The sequence below is a fragment of the Clostridium sp. KNHs205 genome (genome assembly GCF_000702945.1).
Classification (GTDB): domain Bacteria; phylum Bacillota; class Clostridia; order Lachnospirales; family Lachnospiraceae; genus Anaerocolumna.
Map to the genome: position 1 here is coordinate 919,053 of NZ_JNLE01000003.1, position 19,707 is coordinate 938,759.

Below are 19,707 nucleotides of genomic sequence, written 5' to 3' on the forward strand. Positions count from 1 at the left end.
GTCCTCATAAAGAAAAGGAGGAGTCATTATAATGAAAAAAGTTTTAGCAGTGCTGCTTTCTCTTATTCTGGTATTTTCGCTGACAGGCTGCCAGGATAAAAAGAGTCAGGAAGAAAAGAAAACAGATCCCAAAGCAACAGAAGAAGCAAGTGAGGAAGAGGAAGAGGAAGGAAAGGGAGCGGTAAATACCGAGTCTTTAAGCTTTAAGGCCGGCACTTATACCGGTGAAGCGAAAGGTAAAAACGGAATTATCAAAGTTGAAGTTACTGTTACTGAAAACAGTATTGAAAGCATAAAGACTGTAGAATCATCCGAAACAGAAGGACTTGGAGATAAAGCAATTGAGAGCCTTACTGGTGAGGTTGTAAATAACCAATCCCTTGGAGTGGATGGCGTAAGTGGAGCTACTGTAACTTCCGATGCTTTTCTGGAAGCGGTAGAAGCGGCGCTCAGCCAAGCCGGAGGCAATATGGAGGCTCTTAAGTCCGATGTTGTGAAGGAGAATGAAGGTAAAACCGTAGAATTGGCAGCAGATGTAGTAGTAATCGGTGCTGGTGGTGCAGGAGTAGCCGCAGCAGTAACCTCTGCGGAAAATGGGGCAAAGGTAATTGTACTTGAGAAAACAGCCATAGCTGGAGGTACAACTGCAAATGGTGGAGGTTTTTTTGCCGCTGACAGCAGAAAGGCAAGAGCATTAGGGGATGAACCCATAGATACCAACCTCATCTTTCAAAAGTGGATGGAGGAGATGGACTGGCTGGCAGATGCAACGTTAGTGAAGCAATTCCTGGATTTATCTTTAACAACTGCTGATTGGCTGGAAGACCACGGCGTGGTATTTCATAAAACGGAAACTGCCGTACAGCAAAGCCATGAGGAAGGCACCAACGGATATCATAAATATGATGATTATACCAAAACCTCAGAACAGCTTGGAGCAATGCTTCAAAAGATCGTTGAGGCTAATAAAGCAGAAGTCTATTACGAAACCCCTGCGGAAAGCCTGATTGTAGAGGATGGAAAAGTTACAGGTGTAACCGCTGCTGCGAAAGACGGATCCGTATTACGTATAACCGCCAAATCAGTAATAATAGCATCCGGCGGTTTTGTAGGAAACAGTGAAATGGTGAAGGAAGCATTAAATGGTGTCAGTGTAAATGCCGCTGGTTATAACTCCAATGTAGGTGACGGTATCAATATGGCGATGGATGCAGGTGCTGCTGCCAGAGGTCTTTCTGCTATGGTTGCTCATACCTTTAAAGTAGAGGGAAATGGAAATATTGAGGGCGACTATGAGTTTATGGAATTGTACCAGGCCACAAGCTCCGTAGCATATGTTCCCATAATTCCCTGGGTGAATGCACAGGGAGTACGTTTTGCGAATGAAGATATCGTATATGACAGAGCACTGTCCAGCAATTCTGTTATCTCTCAGGGAGATCATGCTTATTTTCTGTACAATGAGAAGCTGCTAAAGACACTGGAGGAAAAGGGAGCCAGAGCAGCAGGTATGAGAGACAAGATAGCCATGGGTCCTATGCCGGAAATTACTCCCATGGACCATGGCTGGAGTAAACTGACAGAGATAGTAGGCAAGATGGTAGACGGCGGATATGTGGTAAAAGCCGATACAATTGAAGAACTTGCGGGGAAACTCGGTATGGATCCTACAAACCTGACAAAAACCATGGAGCGTTATAATAAAGATGCCCAGGCAGGGGTGGATACCCTTTACGGTAAAGACGGAAAACATATGTACCAGATGAGCGAAGGTCCCTACTATGCATTTAAAGTAAGTGTTAATAATCTTTGTACAGTAGGTGGAATCCGCATCAACTCCGGTTTCGAAGTGGTAAAAAATGATCCGGAAAACGGCTATACCTCCATTCCCAATCTTTATGCAGCGGGAGCGGACACCGGTGGTCTTTATTCCGATCACTATGCTCATACCATTGAAGGCGCCGCACAGGGCTGGGCTTATAACTCCGGAAGACTTGCCGGTGCAGCCGCAACCGGAAATGCCCTGGGTAAATCAATTGATCTGCTCAATCAATAGGCAGATAGAGCTCGAATAGACGAGAATTAAGCCCGTTTTCCTTCATTTCATGAAGAATACTGCCATAGAGGATACCCTTGAGTTTGTGATTATTTTGACAACAGTAGGTATCTGCTTGTTCTAATATATCAGGTATAGAGGGCAGCAGGTTATCTTCCAGGGAAATCATAGTATAAAGACATTTAACGGGAGGCAGGTGTATCAGGCCGTTAATAGGCGGGGTATGGTTTGTATAAAGACCATACCCAAAGCTGAATTCCGGAGAAGCTGCAGAATAGTTATAGTAAAAACATGGCCAGATAGAAGGAAGATAATCAAGGCACAGGTAAGTATTCTCAAATACATCCGCCTCCTGTATAAAACAGGTATCCGTTTGATTAGGATGATAATAACATTCCTCGGATTCGGTGATTTCAAAGCCGCCTGTGAAAGAGTTCCACTTTTTCAGCTTTTCAGACAAAATTGAAATATGAAGTTTGACCTGATTAAGATATTTCTGTTCTTTCTCAATAACCTCTATCTGCTCGCTGAGTTTTCTCTCCAGGAGAGGAAGAGGCTTGCCGGATACCAGTTCATTGGAATCATTTAAAGAAAATAAGAGGGAACGGTACATTTTGTAAGCAAATATCTTATTAATATCTTCCGCTTTAAAATACCGGTAATTATTCTTTTGATCCCGGGTGGTTTTTATAATATTTTTCTTGTCAAAGTAACGCAGGGTTTCTTCTTTAATATTTAAAATACGTTTGACGTCATTAATTTTATATCTCATAAATTACCTCGTGCATTTCGCAGGTCTGCTGCGAAGCTGCTTCATTGAAAGTGAATAAATACACTTTATTTTCTGATTCACACCCTTTATATTAATCCAATATACAAAATGAGACAAGATATGTCAAGGTGCGGAAACGCCGTTGTTATATAGTAATCTGTTTTAGTCAGTAAATGTCAAATAAAAGAGATACAGGAATTTAGTACCAGTAAAAATCCAGATGAGGATGAGTACAATAGATAACCGAATTTTCCAATAAAATCATTTGGAAAAACAAGATACAGGGGGAAAAAATCTTGAAAAGAAACCGTATATTGAAGAATCTAAAAATATCTCAAAAGTTGCTGGCATCCATTGTAATGATGTTAGTTATTACAATATTGTCCCAGGCGTTTAATCTGCTCCACTTAAAAGAAGCACAGGAGACAGCAGAATCCATTGCCGATGAAAATGTAGAGAATATGATATACTTTACTGATGCCTATACGTTTATATTGTCCATGGACGGCTTGGCAGCCAAGTATTATCTGACTGGCAGTGCAGAGACAAGAGAGCAGTACCGTACCATAATCGACTCCTGCCAGAGTAAGGCCAGGGAAGCTATTGTGCAAATGCAGGAAGGTATGAAGGGTACGGAACAGGAAGCTGCTATAGACAGTATGTTGGAAGAATACGATGCATACTATGGCAAGCTGGCAGAGGGAATTAAGCTAACCGATGGGGGGCAGGGGCAGCAAGCATATGCCATGTTCCTATCGGAGATGGAACCGATAACCATAAACATATATGAGAAGCTCCGGGGAATCAATGATTATAATAAAGCCCAGACACAGGTACTGAAGGAAAGACTGGATACAAACGAAACGGCGGCGTTATATACGGCAGCAGCCTGCTTTGCCGTTACACTGGTCATTATTTTGCTGATCTGGCTGTTTATGCAAAGAGGAGTGGTTAAGCCTGTTCTTCGAACCAAAAAGGAGCTGGAAGCAATAACCAGGGGAATAGAAGAAGACAGAGGAGATCTTACCAGCCGGATACAAATAAACACCAGAGATGAAATTGGAGAGCTGGCACAGGGAATAAATGGATTCTTGGCAGTTTTACAAGAGATAATCGGGAATATACAGGTGGTATCAGGCAGCCTTAATAATAACTTTACGGTCTTTGAAGATGGTATCAAAAAGGTAATCGACAGTGCGGCGGATAATTCAGCGGCAATGGAGGAGATGTCTGCCGGAATGGAGGAAACCGCCGCTAATATTGAAGAGGTCAATGTTACGGCTGCGGATGTCAATGGCTTGCTAAAAGATATGACCGGAAAAGCCGGGGAAGGTGTAGAGCTTGCGGATGAAATCAGTGCAAGAGCGGAGAAGCTCCAGGTTACTTCCGGAGAAGCAAGGGAAACCACCAGAAATGTACTGGAGGAAATCGGGGAAAAAGTAAAGGCTACCATTGAAAGATCCAGAGAAGTAGAGCAGATAAACCTGCTTACCAATACTATTCTGGATATAACCTCCCAGACAAACCTCCTGGCTCTGAATGCCTCCATTGAAGCTGCCAGGGCAGGAGAACAGGGGAAAGGTTTTGCCGTAGTTGCCGGAGAGATCGGTCATCTGGCTGCCCGGTCAAGTGAAACGGCCAATCAGATTCAGAAGATCAGCGGGTATGTTATAGAAGCCGTAAGAGAGCTGGCGGCGGACTCAGACCGTATGCTGGAATTTGTAGAATCAGATGTTATGAAGGATTATACCCAAATGGTCAAAACAGGGGAAGAATATAACCGGGATGCCAAATCCATAGACCGGATTATGAAGGAATTCCAAAATACAGCAAACCAATTGGAAACCAGTATGATAAATATTGTGAATTCCATAGAAGGTGTGTCCCAAATTATCAGTGAAAGTTCCAATAATGTTCAGACGGTGGCAGAGAACAGTACGGAGTTATCCAGAGACATTGATGTATTCCAATCAACATTAATAGAAAGTACCCGTTCGGTTGACAATTTAAGCAATGCAGTAGTAAAGTTCCAGAAGATTTAATATTACATAAACTCAACATATTTCTTTAAAGGAAGAAGCCCCCGGCTTTCCTACGCACCGATTAAAGGCATCTTGCGGTTATGCTTGCAAAGGGTGTACAAATTTGTACGCTTACTGTATATGTAGTGATAATCCTTTTAACGGTGTGTTACAGGAAAGCCAGAGGGCTTTTTCCGTCCCCTCCCTCCTTTTGTATCGACCTTTTTTCTCAGTTCTCCGGCGTCTTATGCAAATTGATTAAAAAAGTAGGCTTGAATCAGCAGAAAACGCATATTTTGTCTTAAGAATGATTATTTATTCAAAAGCTGTTGCAAACAGCACCGAAACATGGTAAAATATCTTTCTGTGAAAGACAGTTGTATTTGCTATACATACAGGTTGTGGTGCAGATACATTTCCTTAAAGATGTATTAAAGTTTAACAGTCTTTGAAATACTTTCTAAATACGTGGAAAGTAAAAAATAAATTCAGTACAGGGGGAGCATCCATATGGATGAAGGAAAATACTTCATCGTTAAAAAAAAGGCAGTTCCGGAGGTTCTTCTGAAAGTAGTAGAAGCAAAAAGGCTTCTGGATTCGGAGAAGGTCTTTACAGTACAGGAAGCAGCGGATATTGTTGGCATCAGCAGAAGTTCCTTTTATAAATATAAAGATGATATCTTTCCCTTTCATGAAAATGCAAGAGGAAAAACTATTACATTTATGCTACAGATAGATGATAAGCCGGGCATTTTGTCCAGCGTTCTGAACTGCGTATCAAAAAATGGGGTAAATATACTTACGATACACCAGAGTATTCCGGTTAACGGAATTGCATCCCTGACTTTAAGCATTGAAATTCCCGGACAATTTGAAGATACAACCGTTATATTTGAAGCCATAGAGGCTTTGGAGGGAATACATTATACAAAGATTCTGGCCAGAGAATAAAATGCCTGGTGTGTTTGGAAATTCATTGCACCAAGTGCCAGCAGATTTTAGGCACATTCCGGGTGCATGGATGATAGGGAGCAATGACATACTATATAAATTCTGACGGATTAAAAGGGAAGGAATGACAGAAAGGAGTTATACATGGTAAATATAGCAGTTTTGGGCTACGGCACAGTTGGTTCTGGTGTGCTTGAGGTGTTGAATCTGAACGGAGAGAGCATCAGCAAGCGCTCCGGGCATGATATCAATGTCAAATATATATTGGATTTAAAGGATTTCAAAGGTGAACCCATTGAGAAACTGATCGTACATGACTACAATGTTATTTTAAATGATCCTGAAGTTAAAATAATAGTGGAAGTAATGGGCGGCGTGGAACCGGCTTATACTTTTGTGAGAAATGCCATACTTAAGGGTAAGAGTGTATGTACCTCTAATAAAGAACTGGTGGCTAAACATGGTGCAGAGCTTTTGGCATTGTCTAAGGAGCAACAGGTAAACTTCCTCTTTGAGGCAAGTGTCGGCGGCGGTATCCCCATTATAAGACCTTTAAATCAATCCCTTACCGCAGATGAAATTGAAGAAATAACTGGTATCTTAAACGGTACTACCAACTATATTCTTTCTAAAATGAGCACAGAGAATGCAGATTTTAAGACTGCTTTAAAAGAAGCGCAGGATATGGGTTATGCAGAACGCAATCCTCAGGCAGATGTAGAGGGTTATGATGCCTGCCGTAAGATTGCTATATTATCTTCACTGGCTTTTGGTATGCAGGTGGATTTCGAAGATATTTATACGGAAGGTATCTCAGGGATTTCAGATATCGATGTACTATATGCCAATGAGATGGGGGCTAGTATCAAGCTTTTGGCTACCAGCAAAAAAGTGGATGACCAGGTTTATGCAATGGTAGCACCTATGCTTATAAAACCTTCCCATCCTTTATTCAGTGTAAATGGAGTATTTAACGGGATATTCGTAAGAGGAAATGTAATCGGAGATGTAATGTTTTATGGCAGCGGTGCCGGTAAACTTCCCACTGCAAGTGCAGTAGTGGCTGACGTGGTAGATGCTGCAAAACATATCGGAACTAATATTATGACCTTCTGGAGCAGCAAGAAGCTTCGGTTAACTGATGTAAAAGATGTAGAGCATCGATTTTTTGTTAGGGTAACGGATATTGACGATGAGACCAAAGTTAAAATAGAAGAAGAGTTCGGAGCAGTAGAAGTGATTAAGCTTGCTGGCAGGGAGAAGGAATATGCATTCCTTACACCAGCTTTAAGTGAAGCTGCTTATGAACAGAAGGCAGAAAGACTGGGTAAACCGGCAAGCCGTATCAGAGTAATGTTTTAAAGGAAATTATTGACTATTTTTCAAGGTGCTAATTGATAAGTTGTTAAATTATACAGGATAATAAGGTAAATAAATCAAATTTTTTCAGTATCTTGATTTTATAGGTGTGCGCAGGAACACAGACGGGAGCTAAGTTGAAAAGAGTCCATATTTTTCAACAGTCTGATTTAAAGGTGTGCTAAAGCACACAGACGGGAGCTTATATGAAATATATAATTGTGCTTGGAGACGGAATGGCTGATGAGCCTTTGCAGGAACTTGGTGGTAAGACACCTCTTGCTTATGCTCATACCCCGGTTATGGATGAACTGGCTAAAATTTCAGAGATTGGCGTATCCCAGACAGTTCCACAGGGAATGAGTCCCGGCAGTGATACTGCTAATCTTTCTGTTCTTGGTTATAATCCAAGAGAATATTACACAGGACGTTCACCCCTGGAAGCATTAAGTATCGGTGTAGATATGAATCTGACAGATGTGGCTCTTCGCTGCAACATAGTAACGGTCTCAGAAGAAGCGGTTGCCTATGAAGACAGAACCATAATAGATCATAGTTCCAGTGAAATTTCTACAGAAGATGCAGCTGTTTTAATAGCGGCAGTGAAAGAAGCCCTGGAAACAGATACCTACAAGTATTATGTGGGAACCAGTTACAGACATCTGACCATCTGGGATAAAGGCGAGGTGGTAGACTTAACCCCTCCCCATGATATTCTGGGAAAGGTAATAGGTGATTACCTGCCCAAAGAAGAAGCTTTAAAGGAAATGATGAAAAAAAGCTTTGATATCTTAAATAACCATCCCCTAAATGTTGCGAGAGCGAAGCAGGGCTTGCACAAAGCAAACTCTATCTGGTTCTGGGGAGCGGGTACCAGGCCAAGATTAGATTCTTTTGAGAAGAAGTTCGGAAAAAAAGGTTCTATGATATCAGCAGTAGACTTATTAAAGGGTATTGCCGTAGGTGCTGAAATGAAAGTAGTAGAGGTGGAAGGTGCTGATGGTACTCTTCATACCAATTATGAAGGGAAAGCAATGGCTGCTGTGAAGGAGCTGACAGAAAATAATCAGGATTTTGTATATATTCATGTAGAAGCACCCGATGAGATGGGTCATCAGGGCAGTACTGTGAATAAAATAAAAGCGATAGAGTATTTAGATAAGAGGGTAATAGGGATTGTAAAAGAACAGTTGGAGCAATTAGGGGTAGCTTACAGAATGTTAATTATGCCTGATCATCCAACACCAATCCGTTTACGCACTCATACCGGAAACCCTGTTCCCTATATGCTCTATGACAGTACCAAAAAGCTTGAAAGCTCCTGGGAATACACCGAAGAAGCTGCTTTTGCCAGCGGCAACAAGGTGGAAAATGGATATGAGACAATTTTAAAGTTATTTCAGGAGCAATAACAGCCTTTTGTGAATATATAAGGAGGCATATTATGCTTATTGTTAAAAAGTTCGGAGGGACATCGGTAGCCGATAAAGAGCGGATGCTGCATGTGGCCGGAATATGTGCCGAAGAATACAAGAAAGGCAATGACGTAGTGGTAGTACTCTCCGCAATGGGGAAACAAACCGACGTACTTTTAACACAAGCAGAAGAGATAAATCCCAATGCACCAAAAAGAGAAATCGATATGCTGCTCACCACAGGAGAACAGATATCAGTAGCATTAATGGCCATGGCTCTCGAATCAATGGGAGTTCCGGCCATTTCTTTTCATGCCTTTCAGGCAGGAATCTATACTTCCAAAGTCTATGGAAATGCACGAATCCAACGAATTGATACGGCCAGAATGGAGGAAGCCATTTCTGAAAGAAAGGCTGTAATCGTTGCCGGCTTTCAGGGTATTAATGAGGCAGGAGACTATACCACCTTGGGACGCGGTGGTTCTGATACCACGGCAGTTGCTCTGGCAGCTGTACTAAAAGCTGATGTATGTGAAATCTATACAGATGTAGATGGTGTATACACAGCTGATCCCAGAATGGTTCCATCTGCAGTTAAATTAAAAGAGATATCTTATGAAGAGATGTTAGAACTTGCATCCTTAGGTGCAGGAGTTCTCCATAACCGTTCTGTGGAGATGGCTAAACGGTTTGGGGTTGAGCTGGTGGTAAAATCTAGCTTTGAAAATTTAGAAGGTACCAGGGTGTGTGACAATACCGGAAAGAAAACTGCTTTGTTTCAGTTAGAGGATGGGGCTATCAGGGCAACCCAGAGCCTGGAGGCTACCACCATGGAGGAAATGCTTGTAAGTGGGGTAACCGCAGACAAGAATACAGCCCGGATTCAACTGACAGGCATTAAGGAGACCACAAAAGAAATATACCATATCTTTCAGAAATTATCAGAACAGCATATTGGTGCCGATTCTGTTCTTATGTCTCCCAGCCGTGACAGCACAACGGATATCAGTTTTACCGTACCAAGAGACCGCTTAAGCGAAACCGTTGAAGTTCTTAACCGCTACAGCAAAGAAAGCTTCTCACCCATTGAAATTATCGCGGAAGATAATATAGCCAAGGTATCAGCAGTAGGTGCAGGAATGATGTCAAATACCTCAATAGCTGTTAATATGTTTGAAGCATTGCATGAAGCCGGTATAGATACTCATATGATCTATGCCTCTGAACTTCGAATAACAGTACTGGTTGATGAAAAGGATACGCTGAAGGCAGTAAGAGCTGTACACGAGCGGCTTATTGAGAAACGGATGAAACAGCTTTAAAAAGCTGACCATAAGTAGTACTACGAATGTTGATTAACTGGTTATTGACTGGCCTGAATTTCCTATCACAGTCCCCAAGCTCTGACTCGGCACCATACCGCTATGTCTGCGTTTGTGAACAGGACACTTAAAGAGGTATCTACAGCCTAATAACCAGTTGTTAATTATTCGTAATACTAATACTGCCTTGTAGAGATTTCACTTTATTCAATATCTCTTATTTACGCTGATACTTCGTTGGCGCCAATCGGCGTAACATACCTGCTGCTTGGACCGATCTGCCTCATTCCGCTGCCTTAACTCAGCTTAATATCAGACACTGTTTAAGTGAAATCTAATCAGGGCAGTACTGGAATTACTCTCATTGAGTATAGGGGGTTATTATATTGCGATTACTTATGCTTAGAGGATTGTTATATAGCTCGAAATAATTATTTTGTTTGCTTTACTTGCTGCAAAGATAAAATATTGAATTCGTTAAGCTTTTGGTATCAGTTGAAGTATCAATTGAAGTATCAGTTGAAGCATCAGTTGAAGTATCGCTTGGAGTATCAGTATAAAGTTACATTAAAAATCGACCTAAATAGCAAATTAAAACATGTTTTTATGAATAAAATTTATTAATTATTAGGTATATTTTTTACAGCTGAGTTGTGCTATAATATTGTGTCTGTCTAATAAACGGTAATTTACAGGATTTAGCCAGGCAGAATAAATTCAGAATGTTTATACAGGAAAGAGGCAGAAATGAAAACCTTTATACGCGCAGTCATGGCTGGTGTTGCAATCAGTGTTGGCGGAATGATATATTTAAGGGCGGAAAATCATGTGGTAGGAGCATTTTTATTCTCCTTAGGTTTATTTACTATTTACACCTTCGGATTGGATCTGTACACCGGTAAGGTCTGTATGATCCTTAACAAACCCCTAAAGTTTCTTGGTACAGTACTTATCGTTTACCTTGGTAATGCAGTAGGTACAGTAGGAACCGGATACATATTAAGAGCAACAAAACAGTCACAGTACTTAGAGCATGCAAGCGAAGTAGTCGCTGGAAAACTTGCGGACAACCTGTTCAGTACCTTTATTATGGCAATCATGTGCGGTTTACTTATGTGCATAGCTGTACTGGGCTTTCTAAATATAAAAGACGGAGTTGGTAAATACCTGGCTTTAATACTGCCGATTATGGTGTTTATACTTTCAGGTTATGAACATAGTATTGCAGATATGTTTTACTTTTCCTTTGCAAATGTTTGGGGAGGTAAGGCCTTGTTATACATAAATGTGATAGCCCTTGGTAATCTGGTCGGCGGATGTATTCTTCCGTTAGTGACAAAGGTTACAAGCGGCGAGGAACATCATTAAGGAAGAGGGAGGCTTATGCCTCCCTCTTCCTTTCTTTTAACTCGTTCTCAAATTCTTCTATTTTAGATAATAATATCTTTTGCGTTTCTTCTTCTGAATAAATAAAATCACTTTCCTTTAACAACGTCAGAATTTGAAAGAATAAATTGGAAATAAAGAGTTCGTTGAGAGCTGGATGACATAATTAAAGAAAAGAAAGTTATGAGACAGAAAATCTGTTCAATTCTAGCTATTGTTATTTATGTATAGATGAATAGGGAATATATGGGTTCCAATGTATGGAATGGAGAAGTTAAAGACATTTGTTAATATACTATTGACAATATTTGTAAATTAAAAGTATAATGATTTTACCATATAACCAGTGGTAAAAAATGTATTTAACAGCAATGATGCAGGACAACCTTCTAACAGCAGCGTTTAATATTCCTTTGTTACTTATGTTAATACTTATACTTATAATGGTGCCTTAATAACGTGTCAGAGGCTGTTTAAGAGTTATTATTTGTATGAGAATAGGAAAGAACATGAAATTTTATAACATACGTAAGCATAGGGAATGTCTAAGGAACATCATCAGAAAAGGCAGCTGAACGATATGAAAGAGGCTGAATCAAACTGGATATATGTAGTTAATGCAAGTCTGCATTATACTGCTATATCCTTATTTTTTACCTCGAATTATATGCTTGGAAATTAAAAGACCGGATAAGGTTCTTGGCAGTTCTGGTTAGGTTCATATATGTTATAAACCAAGGGAGCAGCTACTTCAAATTATTTGCAGGAATATTCTTTATATTAAATTAGTTTGAGCAGTGTGAGGCAAGGGCATAGAGGAGATTGAGCTTAAGACTGAAACTGTCAGCGTTATGTGTTAATTAAGTTGTATTGATTGGAGATATAAGAATGAAAAACATTTTTATTGTTGGCTCGAAGGGAATTCCAGGTACCTATGGCGGTTATGAAACCTTTGTAGATAAATTAACAGAACATCACCAAAATAATCCTGATATTAAATATCATGTAGCTTGTAAAGGTACTAAGGGAGGTGAGTTTACATATCATAATGCTCGTTGTTTCAATGTAAGGGTTCCGAGTATTGGGCCTGCTCAGGCTATTTATTATGATGTTGCTGCATTAAGGCAATGTTGTTCTTATATAAAAGCAAACAATATCTCCAATGCTATAGTATATATATTGGCTTGCAGAATCGGGCCGTTTATCAAATATTTTCAGAAGGAGATTCATGGGTTAGGAGGAAAAGTCTTTGTGAATCCGGACGGTCATGAATGGATGAGAGCTAAATGGAGTGCTCCTGTCCGCAAGTATTGGAAGCTGTCGGAGCAACTGATGGTTCGGTATGCAGATCTGCTGATTTGTGACAGTAAGAACATTGAGAAATACATACAGGAAACCTATAAGAAGTTTCATCCTAATACAGTGTTTATAGCATATGGTGCAGAAACCAGAAAAAGTCTATTGGGGAATAACGATATAGAACTGGAGGAATGGTATAAATCCAAAGGCTTGTCAGCAAAGTCTTATTATTTGGTTGTAGGGAGATTTGTACCTGAAAATAACTATGAAATAATGATTCGGGAGTTTATGAGCAGTAAATCCAAATTAGATTTTGCGTTAATAACAAATGTTAGCGGTAAGCTTCTGAAAGATTTAAAAAAGAAGACGGAATTTAACAAAGATCCTCGTATCAAGTTTGTGGGTACAGTGTATAATCAAGAGTTATTAATGAAGATACGGGAAAATGCTTTTGGGTATTTGCATGGACATGAAGTCGGAGGAACAAATCCAAGTTTGTTGGAAGCTTTAAGCAGTACTGATTTAAACCTGCTTTTAGATGTGGGATTTAATCGGGAGGTTGGAAAAAATGGGGCACTGTATTGGAATAAAAAACAAGGAAGCTTAGGGAAATTAATTGAAAAAGCAGAGGAAATGACACCAATGGAAGTTGCTGTCCTTGGAGAGCGGGCTCATCAGAGAATCCAGGATTGGTATAGCTGGGAATATATATGTTCTGAATACAGAAAACAATTCACCGTATAAGAAAGAAGGAGATGTGTGGTGAAGAAGGTATTGATAACAACTGCATTAGCTGGTTTTGTAAGAAGTTTTTTGGATAATGATATAAAAATACTGCAAGAGAAAGGATTTGAAGTACATTGTGCTGCAAATAGAAAACATCCGGGAGCAGATGGAATCGAAGAGTATTTTAAAGATAATAATGTAATATTCCATCAAATTGATTTTTCATCAAACAAACCATTTTCCAGACAGTCCTGCCAGTCCTACCAGCAGATACATAAACTAGTAAAAGAACATAGCTATACGCTTGTTCATTGTCACACACCGATTGCTGGTGCTATAGTCAGAATTGCGGTAAGAAAAAACAGGAAAAGAGGAACGAAAGTTATTTACACCACACATGGTTTTTATTTTCATAAAGAATCAGGCAAAAAATCATGGTTGATTTTCCATAGTGTTGAAAATATCATGTCCTATTTTACGGATATGATAATTACCATTAACCAGGAGGACTACGGCAATGCAAAAAAGATGCACTGCAAAAATGTAAAGTATATTAATGGCGTAGGCGTTAATACAGAGCGTTTTATAAATTGTAATGTTAATAAAGAAGCCTATCGCAAAAAAATAGGTGTAGGTATCAACGACTTAATGATATTGTCTATAGGTGAACTTTCTAACAGAAAAAATCATCAGGTGGTGATTAAAGCACTAGGTAAGCTCAAATTACCTAATGCGGTTTTTGTAATATGCGGGAATGCAATGACTGACGAGGCGACGACAGAGCAGTTAAAAGAAATTGCAGACGAACAGAAGGTTAAATTACTATTATTAGGTTTACGAAAAGATATACCGGAAATTTGTCAATGTGCTGATATTGGAGTTATATCATCAACACGTGAAGGCCTTGGTTTAGCAGGAATTGAGATGCTGGCGAGTGGTTTACCATTAGTCGCATCATCGGTGCATGGTATTATTGATTATGCCAAAGATGGAATAACAGGATTTTTAGCAAATCCATATTCGGTAAATGAGTTTGCAAAAGGTATAGATAGACTTACCAATAAAGAAGTCAGGGAGAGCTTTATTCCTGATTGTATTGAAATGGCACGTAAATTCGATTGTACCGTTTCAAATATGCAAATGAAAAACATCTATGAAGGATTGATGGGATAAAAAGTAAATCTTAGGTTACCTGGTTGTATAAGGAGGCTTTGTTTATGAATATATTACATTATGCTTTAGGATTCCCGCCTTTTCGAACCGGCGGAATGATAAAGTACTGTATGGATTTAATGGCTGAAGAAGCAAAGCTTAAGAATTGGGTAGGTTTGTTATGGCCTGGCAGGATAACGGATTACTCGGATAAAGTCAAAATAATCAATAAACCCCAGTACCCTCTAGACGATAAAATAAGAATAGAAAGTTTTGAAATTGTTAATCCTCTACCTGTACCACTTTTAAATGGAATAAATGAATTTGAAGCATTTATGCAGCCTAAGGTGATTGATAACTTTGAAAGATTTTTTATTGCAAATAAAGTAGATATCCTTCATGTGCATACATTAATGGGACTTCCGAAGGAAGTGTTAGATGTGTGTGTTCGACTGAATATTAAAACGGTTTTTACTACACATGACTATTTTGGGATATGTCCCAGATGGAGCCTTGAAAAGCAAGGGAGCCCATGTTTAGATGATAACGGCTGTGAATCCTGCATTGCATGCAATAAAACGGCTTTATCACTAAGGAAGATAAAATTCATGCAATCTACAGCATACCGGTATTTAAAGGACACACCAATCATGAAAAACATGAGAAGGATGCATAATAAGAAATTGTACAAAGAGGATTATGGATCAGAAGCAGAGGATTTCTATCCTGATGATATAAAAAAGAGCCTTAGTAAAGCCTACCGGGAACTTCGCAGGTATTATACCGATATGATAGAAAGCTTTAATATCATTCACTGTAATAGCAGTAATACCAGTAAGATATATAATAGATATTGCAATATTAGGAATTCGGCGAAGGTCTTAAACATATCACACGCTGCAATAAAGGACTTTAGAAAACTCAGGAATTGTCAGATGCCGGTCAGATTCGGATATTTGGGTCCTATTACCCAACATAAGGGGTATTATTTTATAAAGCAAGTATTCGATGAGCTTTCGGCTAATAGAAATAACAGCTTTCAATTACATATTTTTGCAGAATGTATGGACGAAGCCACTTATTTAATAAAGCATCCTGTTTATGACTATTCTGAACTCGAAAATGTAATGGAAAAATTTGATGTATTACTTGTACCGAGTTTATGGAATGAAACCTTCGGATTTACTGCTTTAGAAGCATTAAGTTATGGTATACCTGTAATTGTAACAGAGAATGTTGGTGCGAAGGATTTGATTGTACCAAAGATGAACGGGGACATAGTCTCACCGGATATTGAGTCTATGAAAAGTGCTGTATTGGAAATTATAGACAAGCCGGAAATTATAAACCAAATGAGCAAGTATACATTACAGAATATAGAAATACAGGACATGAGCAAGCATACATTAAGAATGATAGAGTTGTATAAACAGGAAGGTAATATATGAATAATCTTGTGAAAAAAATTTATTGGAGACTTCCTATTCCACAAAGACTCAAGACTAAGATTAGTCAAAAAAGATATGAGCGAATTATTCGAAAAGAAGAAATTCAAGATGCAAATGACAGTGTAGACATTACATATAACAGAGATTTGAATCATGACTATTCAAAATATGTATTAGAACAGCATGGTATAAAATCAAAGGATTATAGAGCCTTCATTAATCATAATGAGAATAACACAGATATACATTTGGCTGCCTATTATCTCACACAGTACCATCCTAATGACCAGAATGATCAATGGTGGGGGAAAGGTACAACTGAATGGAACAATGTCAACCAGGCAATGCCTCAGTTTATAGGTCATTATCAGCCGAGAAAGCCGGGAGAATTAGGTTATTATGACCTGAGATTAAAAGAAGTCTTCAGGCGGCAGATTGATTTGGCAAAAAATTATGGTATTACTATGTTTTGTTTTTATTACTATTGGTTTGATGGCGAGCGACTGCTTGAAAGACCCCTTAATATGTTTTTGGAGAACAGGGATTTAAATATACAGTTCTGTTATTGCTGGGCAAATGAGAACTGGACAAAGAGATTTAATGGTACAGATGAGGGGGTTCTGGTAAAAATCACAGAAACAAAAGAAAACTATGAATTATTTATAGATTCTGTTTTAAAGGATTTCAAGGATAACAGGTACTACAGGATAAATGGAAAACCTGTGATTTCAGTGTACAGGCCATCTTTAATCCCTGAACCTCAAAAAGTAATGGAAGTCTGGAGAGAGAAGGCAAAAACATTCCTGGGAACAGACCTTTACATAATTGCTGTGCAGGAGCGCGATGTAACTATTAATTGGATAGCAGCAGGGTTTGATGCGGAAACGGAATTTCAACCGAAACAGATCCAGCACTCCTGTAAAGAAATAACAAGAGAGATGCAGCCTATACGAAGAGATTTTGGAGGCCATATTTTTGATTACAAGCATTTGGTGGAGAACAAAATATATGAATTAAAAGAAAATAAAGTGAAAAAGGTATATCCCGCTGTCATGCCTATGTGGGATAACAGTGCGAGAAGAAATTATCGGGGGTTGATTTTTCATGGCTCTACTCCCGAATTGTACAAGCGCTGGCTAGAGGATGTAGTTGATAAAGTCTGCAGCAATACATTATTGGATGAGAAACTCGTTTTTATCAATGCATGGAACGAATGGGGAGAGGGGTCTTATCTGGAGCCGGATGATTATTTTGGGTACGCATATCTTCAAGCCACTTATGAAGCAATTGAGAATAGAAGAAACCAGAGGTAAGAGAACATGAAAGAAACTGGCACTATAGGTGATAAATTATTATATTTCTTGATATTTCTGTTTCCATTTCTTCCAACTAATTTTTATATAGGGCCTCTAAATTATTCAAATGTGTGTGTAGTGCTGATTGTGATGGTATATCTATTGACCAGAAGAAAGTGTTTAATTATTAACCCTTTTATTTATATTGGAGCATTTTGGGTAAACCTTATTGTATATGCTGTATTTGCATTAGTAACGGACAGTATCCTTACCGGTGTAGCATATTTTATAGCACAGTTTGCAATTAGCTGTATAGTGATTTCTATCATTAAAAACGAAAAAGACTTTTATAAGATAATCGATAATTTCTTATTAAGTGCTATTATTTTGGGTGTGATTGGGATTATAGAAGCTTTAACAAAAACCTATTTTTGGCAGGGGGGGATATTTAACGGGACGGATTCCATTCGCTATGGAGTCTTGCGCAGCGTAGTTACCTTCGGACATCCTATTAATTTTGGTATCTACCAGGGGATTGCAGCAATTCTTGCTTTTTACCGGTTAAAGACTATTATCTCAAGGAAACAAAAACGTCTGTGTATGAGTGCATATCTACTGTCAATCATAAGTATGTTTTTGTCAGTATCGCGATTGGCAATCTGTATGTTTATTGCAATACAGCTTATTATACTTCTTCAGATGGGAATCAGGAATTTCATGAAATACATCTGTATGGCAGGCTTGTTTATCGTTATTATCATATCAATACTGGATCTAACCGGACTTGGAATAACAGAATTGTTTCTTGATCTGGTTGACACGGTAAGGGGGGATGTGCTCGGCTTACAGTCAAGCTCAAGTAATTCTGCCATAGGTATGGGTAATAGATATGATTTATATAAATGGGTAATAGATACTGTTGGTGAGAAGATGCTCCTGGGAAAGGGCGTCGGAGCAACCTTTTCATTTCAAATGAATCCATGGTTTACAAAGACATCCGTAGAAGTCCATTATCTTTACATCTATTTTCAGTGTGGACTTGTGGGGTTACTTTCCCTGGTAATTTCATATATTAGTTCTTTGAAGTTTTTCTGGAAGAATTCTGGAATGTTAAACAATAAGGAGAAGGTATTTTCATTTTCCAAAGTTCTGTTTGTTACTTTAATTGTTTATTATATATGTCTGTTTGGAGTACAAGAAACTGACTTGACAAGAATGTATTGCCTGTTAATTAGCCTGGGTATTGCATATGTAAGAATCAGAAAAAAGAATTATGAATGTAATAAGGAAAGGATCAGTAATGAAAATAGGGTTAATATCTCATTTGATCAGGGACTATAATCTTGGCTGTTCTGCTTTGGCTATTTCCAATATTGCCTTGATGGACAAAATGTTTGAATATAACAAAGTAAAAGTGGAGTATGTAGTTATACTGGCAGAAGCAAAAGAAACAATTGATCTAAAAGAATTTACTAATTTAGACGGGTATACGAAGAATTCGTATTCTTACAGAACCTATCCCCGGCTTAAGCCAGTACTAAAAAATCCGTTTCTAATACGAAAAATCACTGTGTTTGATGATCTGGACTATGTAATTGATTTATGCGGAGGTGATGGTTATACGGATAATTATGGATTGATCCGTTTACTTGCCGAATCATTACCTGTTTATATCTGCAAGCGAAAACATACGGCAACGGTATTTGCACCGCAAACAATTGGACCCTTTCATACCTTTCCGGGAAAAATAATAGCGAAATTTATCTTGAACATGTTAGATACGATATTTGTAAGAGATATTGCTTCAATGGAATGCTGTAAGAGCCTGGGGCTTGAAAAGAAATCAAAGAGAGTTATTGATGTTGCATTTGCCTTGCCCTACAAAGAAAATATCTTAAACAATGGAAAGTTTAACATAGGAATTAATGTCTCAGGTTTACTTTATAATGGCGGATACAATTATGACAATTATTTTAAGCTGTCTTTTTCCTATCGGGATTTTATTCATAAGCTTATTGAAATGCTTCTTTCGGATAGCAAAATCCAGATACACCTGATACCCCATGTAATTGAAAAAGGAGAAGGTGTAGATGATGATTATTTGATATGCAAAAAAATAAAAACACAATATCCAAACTGTATTTTACCGGACGATTTCAAGACAGCATCAGAAGCCAAAAGTTATATTTCTGGTATGGATTTATTTACGGGAGCGAGAATGCATTCAACAATAGGGGCTATATCCAGTGGAGTAGCGGTAATTCCAATTGCGTATAGCCGTAAGTTTAACGGCTTGTATGATACCTTAGAGTATCCATATTACATTGATGCGAAAGCTGAAATAACAGTTGATGATGCCTTAAAACAGTTCAGCAATTATTTAAATCGTATTGATGAGTTAAAGAGCGGCGTAATGAAAGCAGGAATAATATACGCAAGAGACTTGGAACAATACACGAAATTATTAGCGAAGGTATTAAAGATCGATTCAAAATAAAAATCATA

At 38.6% G+C, this 19,707-nt stretch carries 14 protein-coding genes; 13 read left to right on the plus strand and 1 reads right to left on the minus strand.

The annotated features are described in order from the left end of the window. Positions 1-31 precede the first annotated feature (31 nt). Positions 32-2,056: an FAD-dependent oxidoreductase gene (locus BR73_RS0104010; protein ID WP_033164501.1), complete on the plus strand. Its 2,025-nt coding sequence runs from the start codon at positions 32-34 to the stop codon at positions 2,054-2,056. Here the strand turns inward: BR73_RS0104010 and BR73_RS0104015 are convergent. Beyond that, a complete protein-coding gene (locus BR73_RS0104015) occupies positions 2,046-2,828 on the minus strand; it encodes a MerR family transcriptional regulator (RefSeq protein ID WP_033164502.1) in 783 nt (260 codons plus the stop codon). The genes BR73_RS0104010 and BR73_RS0104015 overlap by 11 nt on opposite strands. Positions 2,829-3,124: 296 nt before the next feature. On the opposite strand from BR73_RS0104015, the gene BR73_RS0104020 reads away from it, so the two are divergent. The 12 genes from BR73_RS0104020 (at position 3,125) to BR73_RS0104075 (ending at position 19,699) form a co-directional block, all read left to right on the plus strand. Next, positions 3,125-4,870, plus strand: coding sequence for a methyl-accepting chemotaxis protein (locus BR73_RS0104020; protein ID WP_033164503.1), 1,746 nt, complete (start codon positions 3,125-3,127; stop codon positions 4,868-4,870). 489 nt (positions 4,871-5,359) lie between these two features. Further along, entirely contained in the window at positions 5,360-5,800 is a 441-nt protein-coding gene (locus BR73_RS0104025) for an ACT domain-containing protein (RefSeq protein ID WP_033164504.1), read from the plus strand. A gap of 144 nt (positions 5,801-5,944) precedes the next feature. Next, positions 5,945-7,162: a homoserine dehydrogenase gene (locus BR73_RS0104030; RefSeq protein ID WP_033164505.1), complete on the plus strand. Its 1,218-nt coding sequence runs from the start codon at positions 5,945-5,947 to the stop codon at positions 7,160-7,162. A 203-nt stretch (positions 7,163-7,365) separates the two neighbouring features. Beyond that, complete coding sequence (locus tag BR73_RS0104035; RefSeq protein WP_033164506.1) at positions 7,366-8,571, plus strand: cofactor-independent phosphoglycerate mutase; 1,206 nt, start codon at positions 7,366-7,368, stop codon at positions 8,569-8,571. Between the two features lie 32 nt (positions 8,572-8,603). Further along, positions 8,604-9,896, plus strand: coding sequence for an aspartate kinase (locus tag BR73_RS0104040; protein WP_033164507.1), 1,293 nt, complete (start codon positions 8,604-8,606; stop codon positions 9,894-9,896). A 747-nt stretch (positions 9,897-10,643) separates the two neighbouring features. Continuing rightward, positions 10,644-11,264: a formate/nitrite transporter family protein gene (locus tag BR73_RS0104045; protein WP_033164508.1), complete on the plus strand. Its 621-nt coding sequence runs from the start codon at positions 10,644-10,646 to the stop codon at positions 11,262-11,264. 906 nt (positions 11,265-12,170) lie between these two features. Then, on the plus strand, positions 12,171-13,325 hold the full coding sequence (locus BR73_RS0104050; protein ID WP_051684946.1) for a DUF1972 domain-containing protein: 1,155 nt from the start codon (positions 12,171-12,173) through the stop codon (positions 13,323-13,325). An 18-nt stretch (positions 13,326-13,343) separates the two neighbouring features. Beyond that, positions 13,344-14,480 (plus strand): glycosyltransferase, encoded by a 1,137-nt coding sequence (locus BR73_RS0104055; RefSeq protein ID WP_197032615.1) that lies wholly within the window; start codon positions 13,344-13,346, stop codon positions 14,478-14,480. A gap of 44 nt (positions 14,481-14,524) precedes the next feature. Continuing rightward, positions 14,525-15,907 (plus strand): glycosyltransferase, encoded by a 1,383-nt coding sequence (locus BR73_RS0104060; RefSeq protein WP_033164510.1) that lies wholly within the window; start codon positions 14,525-14,527, stop codon positions 15,905-15,907. Continuing rightward, positions 15,904-17,220 (plus strand): glycoside hydrolase family 99-like domain-containing protein, encoded by a 1,317-nt coding sequence (locus BR73_RS0104065; protein ID WP_051684948.1) that lies wholly within the window; start codon positions 15,904-15,906, stop codon positions 17,218-17,220. The genes BR73_RS0104060 and BR73_RS0104065 overlap by 4 nt, the downstream gene beginning before the upstream one ends. Positions 17,221-17,364: 144 nt before the next feature. Continuing rightward, entirely contained in the window at positions 17,365-18,543 is a 1,179-nt protein-coding gene (locus BR73_RS0104070; RefSeq protein WP_156034583.1) for an O-antigen ligase family protein, read from the plus strand. Continuing rightward, complete coding sequence (locus tag BR73_RS0104075) at positions 18,503-19,699, plus strand: polysaccharide pyruvyl transferase family protein (protein WP_033164512.1); 1,197 nt, start codon at positions 18,503-18,505, stop codon at positions 19,697-19,699. Before BR73_RS0104070 ends, BR73_RS0104075 begins: the two co-directional genes overlap by 41 nt. Positions 19,700-19,707 lie beyond the last annotated feature (8 nt).

Coding starts and splice junctions, on each gene's coding strand:
- BR73_RS0104050 (WP_051684946.1), top strand. CDS start 12,171: ATGAAAAACATTTTTATTGTTGGCTCGAAGGGAATTCCAGGTACCTAT.
- BR73_RS0104065 (WP_051684948.1), top strand. CDS start 15,904: ATGAATAATCTTGTGAAAAAAATTTATTGGAGACTTCCTATTCCACAA.
- BR73_RS0104060 (WP_033164510.1), top strand. CDS start 14,525: ATGAATATATTACATTATGCTTTAGGATTCCCGCCTTTTCGAACCGGC.
- BR73_RS0104035 (WP_033164506.1), top strand. CDS start 7,366: ATGAAATATATAATTGTGCTTGGAGACGGAATGGCTGATGAGCCTTTG.
- BR73_RS0104025 (WP_033164504.1), top strand. CDS start 5,360: ATGGATGAAGGAAAATACTTCATCGTTAAAAAAAAGGCAGTTCCGGAG.
- BR73_RS0104045 (WP_033164508.1), top strand. CDS start 10,644: ATGAAAACCTTTATACGCGCAGTCATGGCTGGTGTTGCAATCAGTGTT.
- BR73_RS0104015 (WP_033164502.1), bottom strand. CDS start 2,828: ATGAGATATAAAATTAATGACGTCAAACGTATTTTAAATATTAAAGAA.
- BR73_RS0104010 (WP_033164501.1), top strand. CDS start 32: ATGAAAAAAGTTTTAGCAGTGCTGCTTTCTCTTATTCTGGTATTTTCG.
- BR73_RS0104040 (WP_033164507.1), top strand. CDS start 8,604: ATGCTTATTGTTAAAAAGTTCGGAGGGACATCGGTAGCCGATAAAGAG.
- BR73_RS0104075 (WP_033164512.1), top strand. CDS start 18,503: ATGAAAATAGGGTTAATATCTCATTTGATCAGGGACTATAATCTTGGC.
- BR73_RS0104030 (WP_033164505.1), top strand. CDS start 5,945: ATGGTAAATATAGCAGTTTTGGGCTACGGCACAGTTGGTTCTGGTGTG.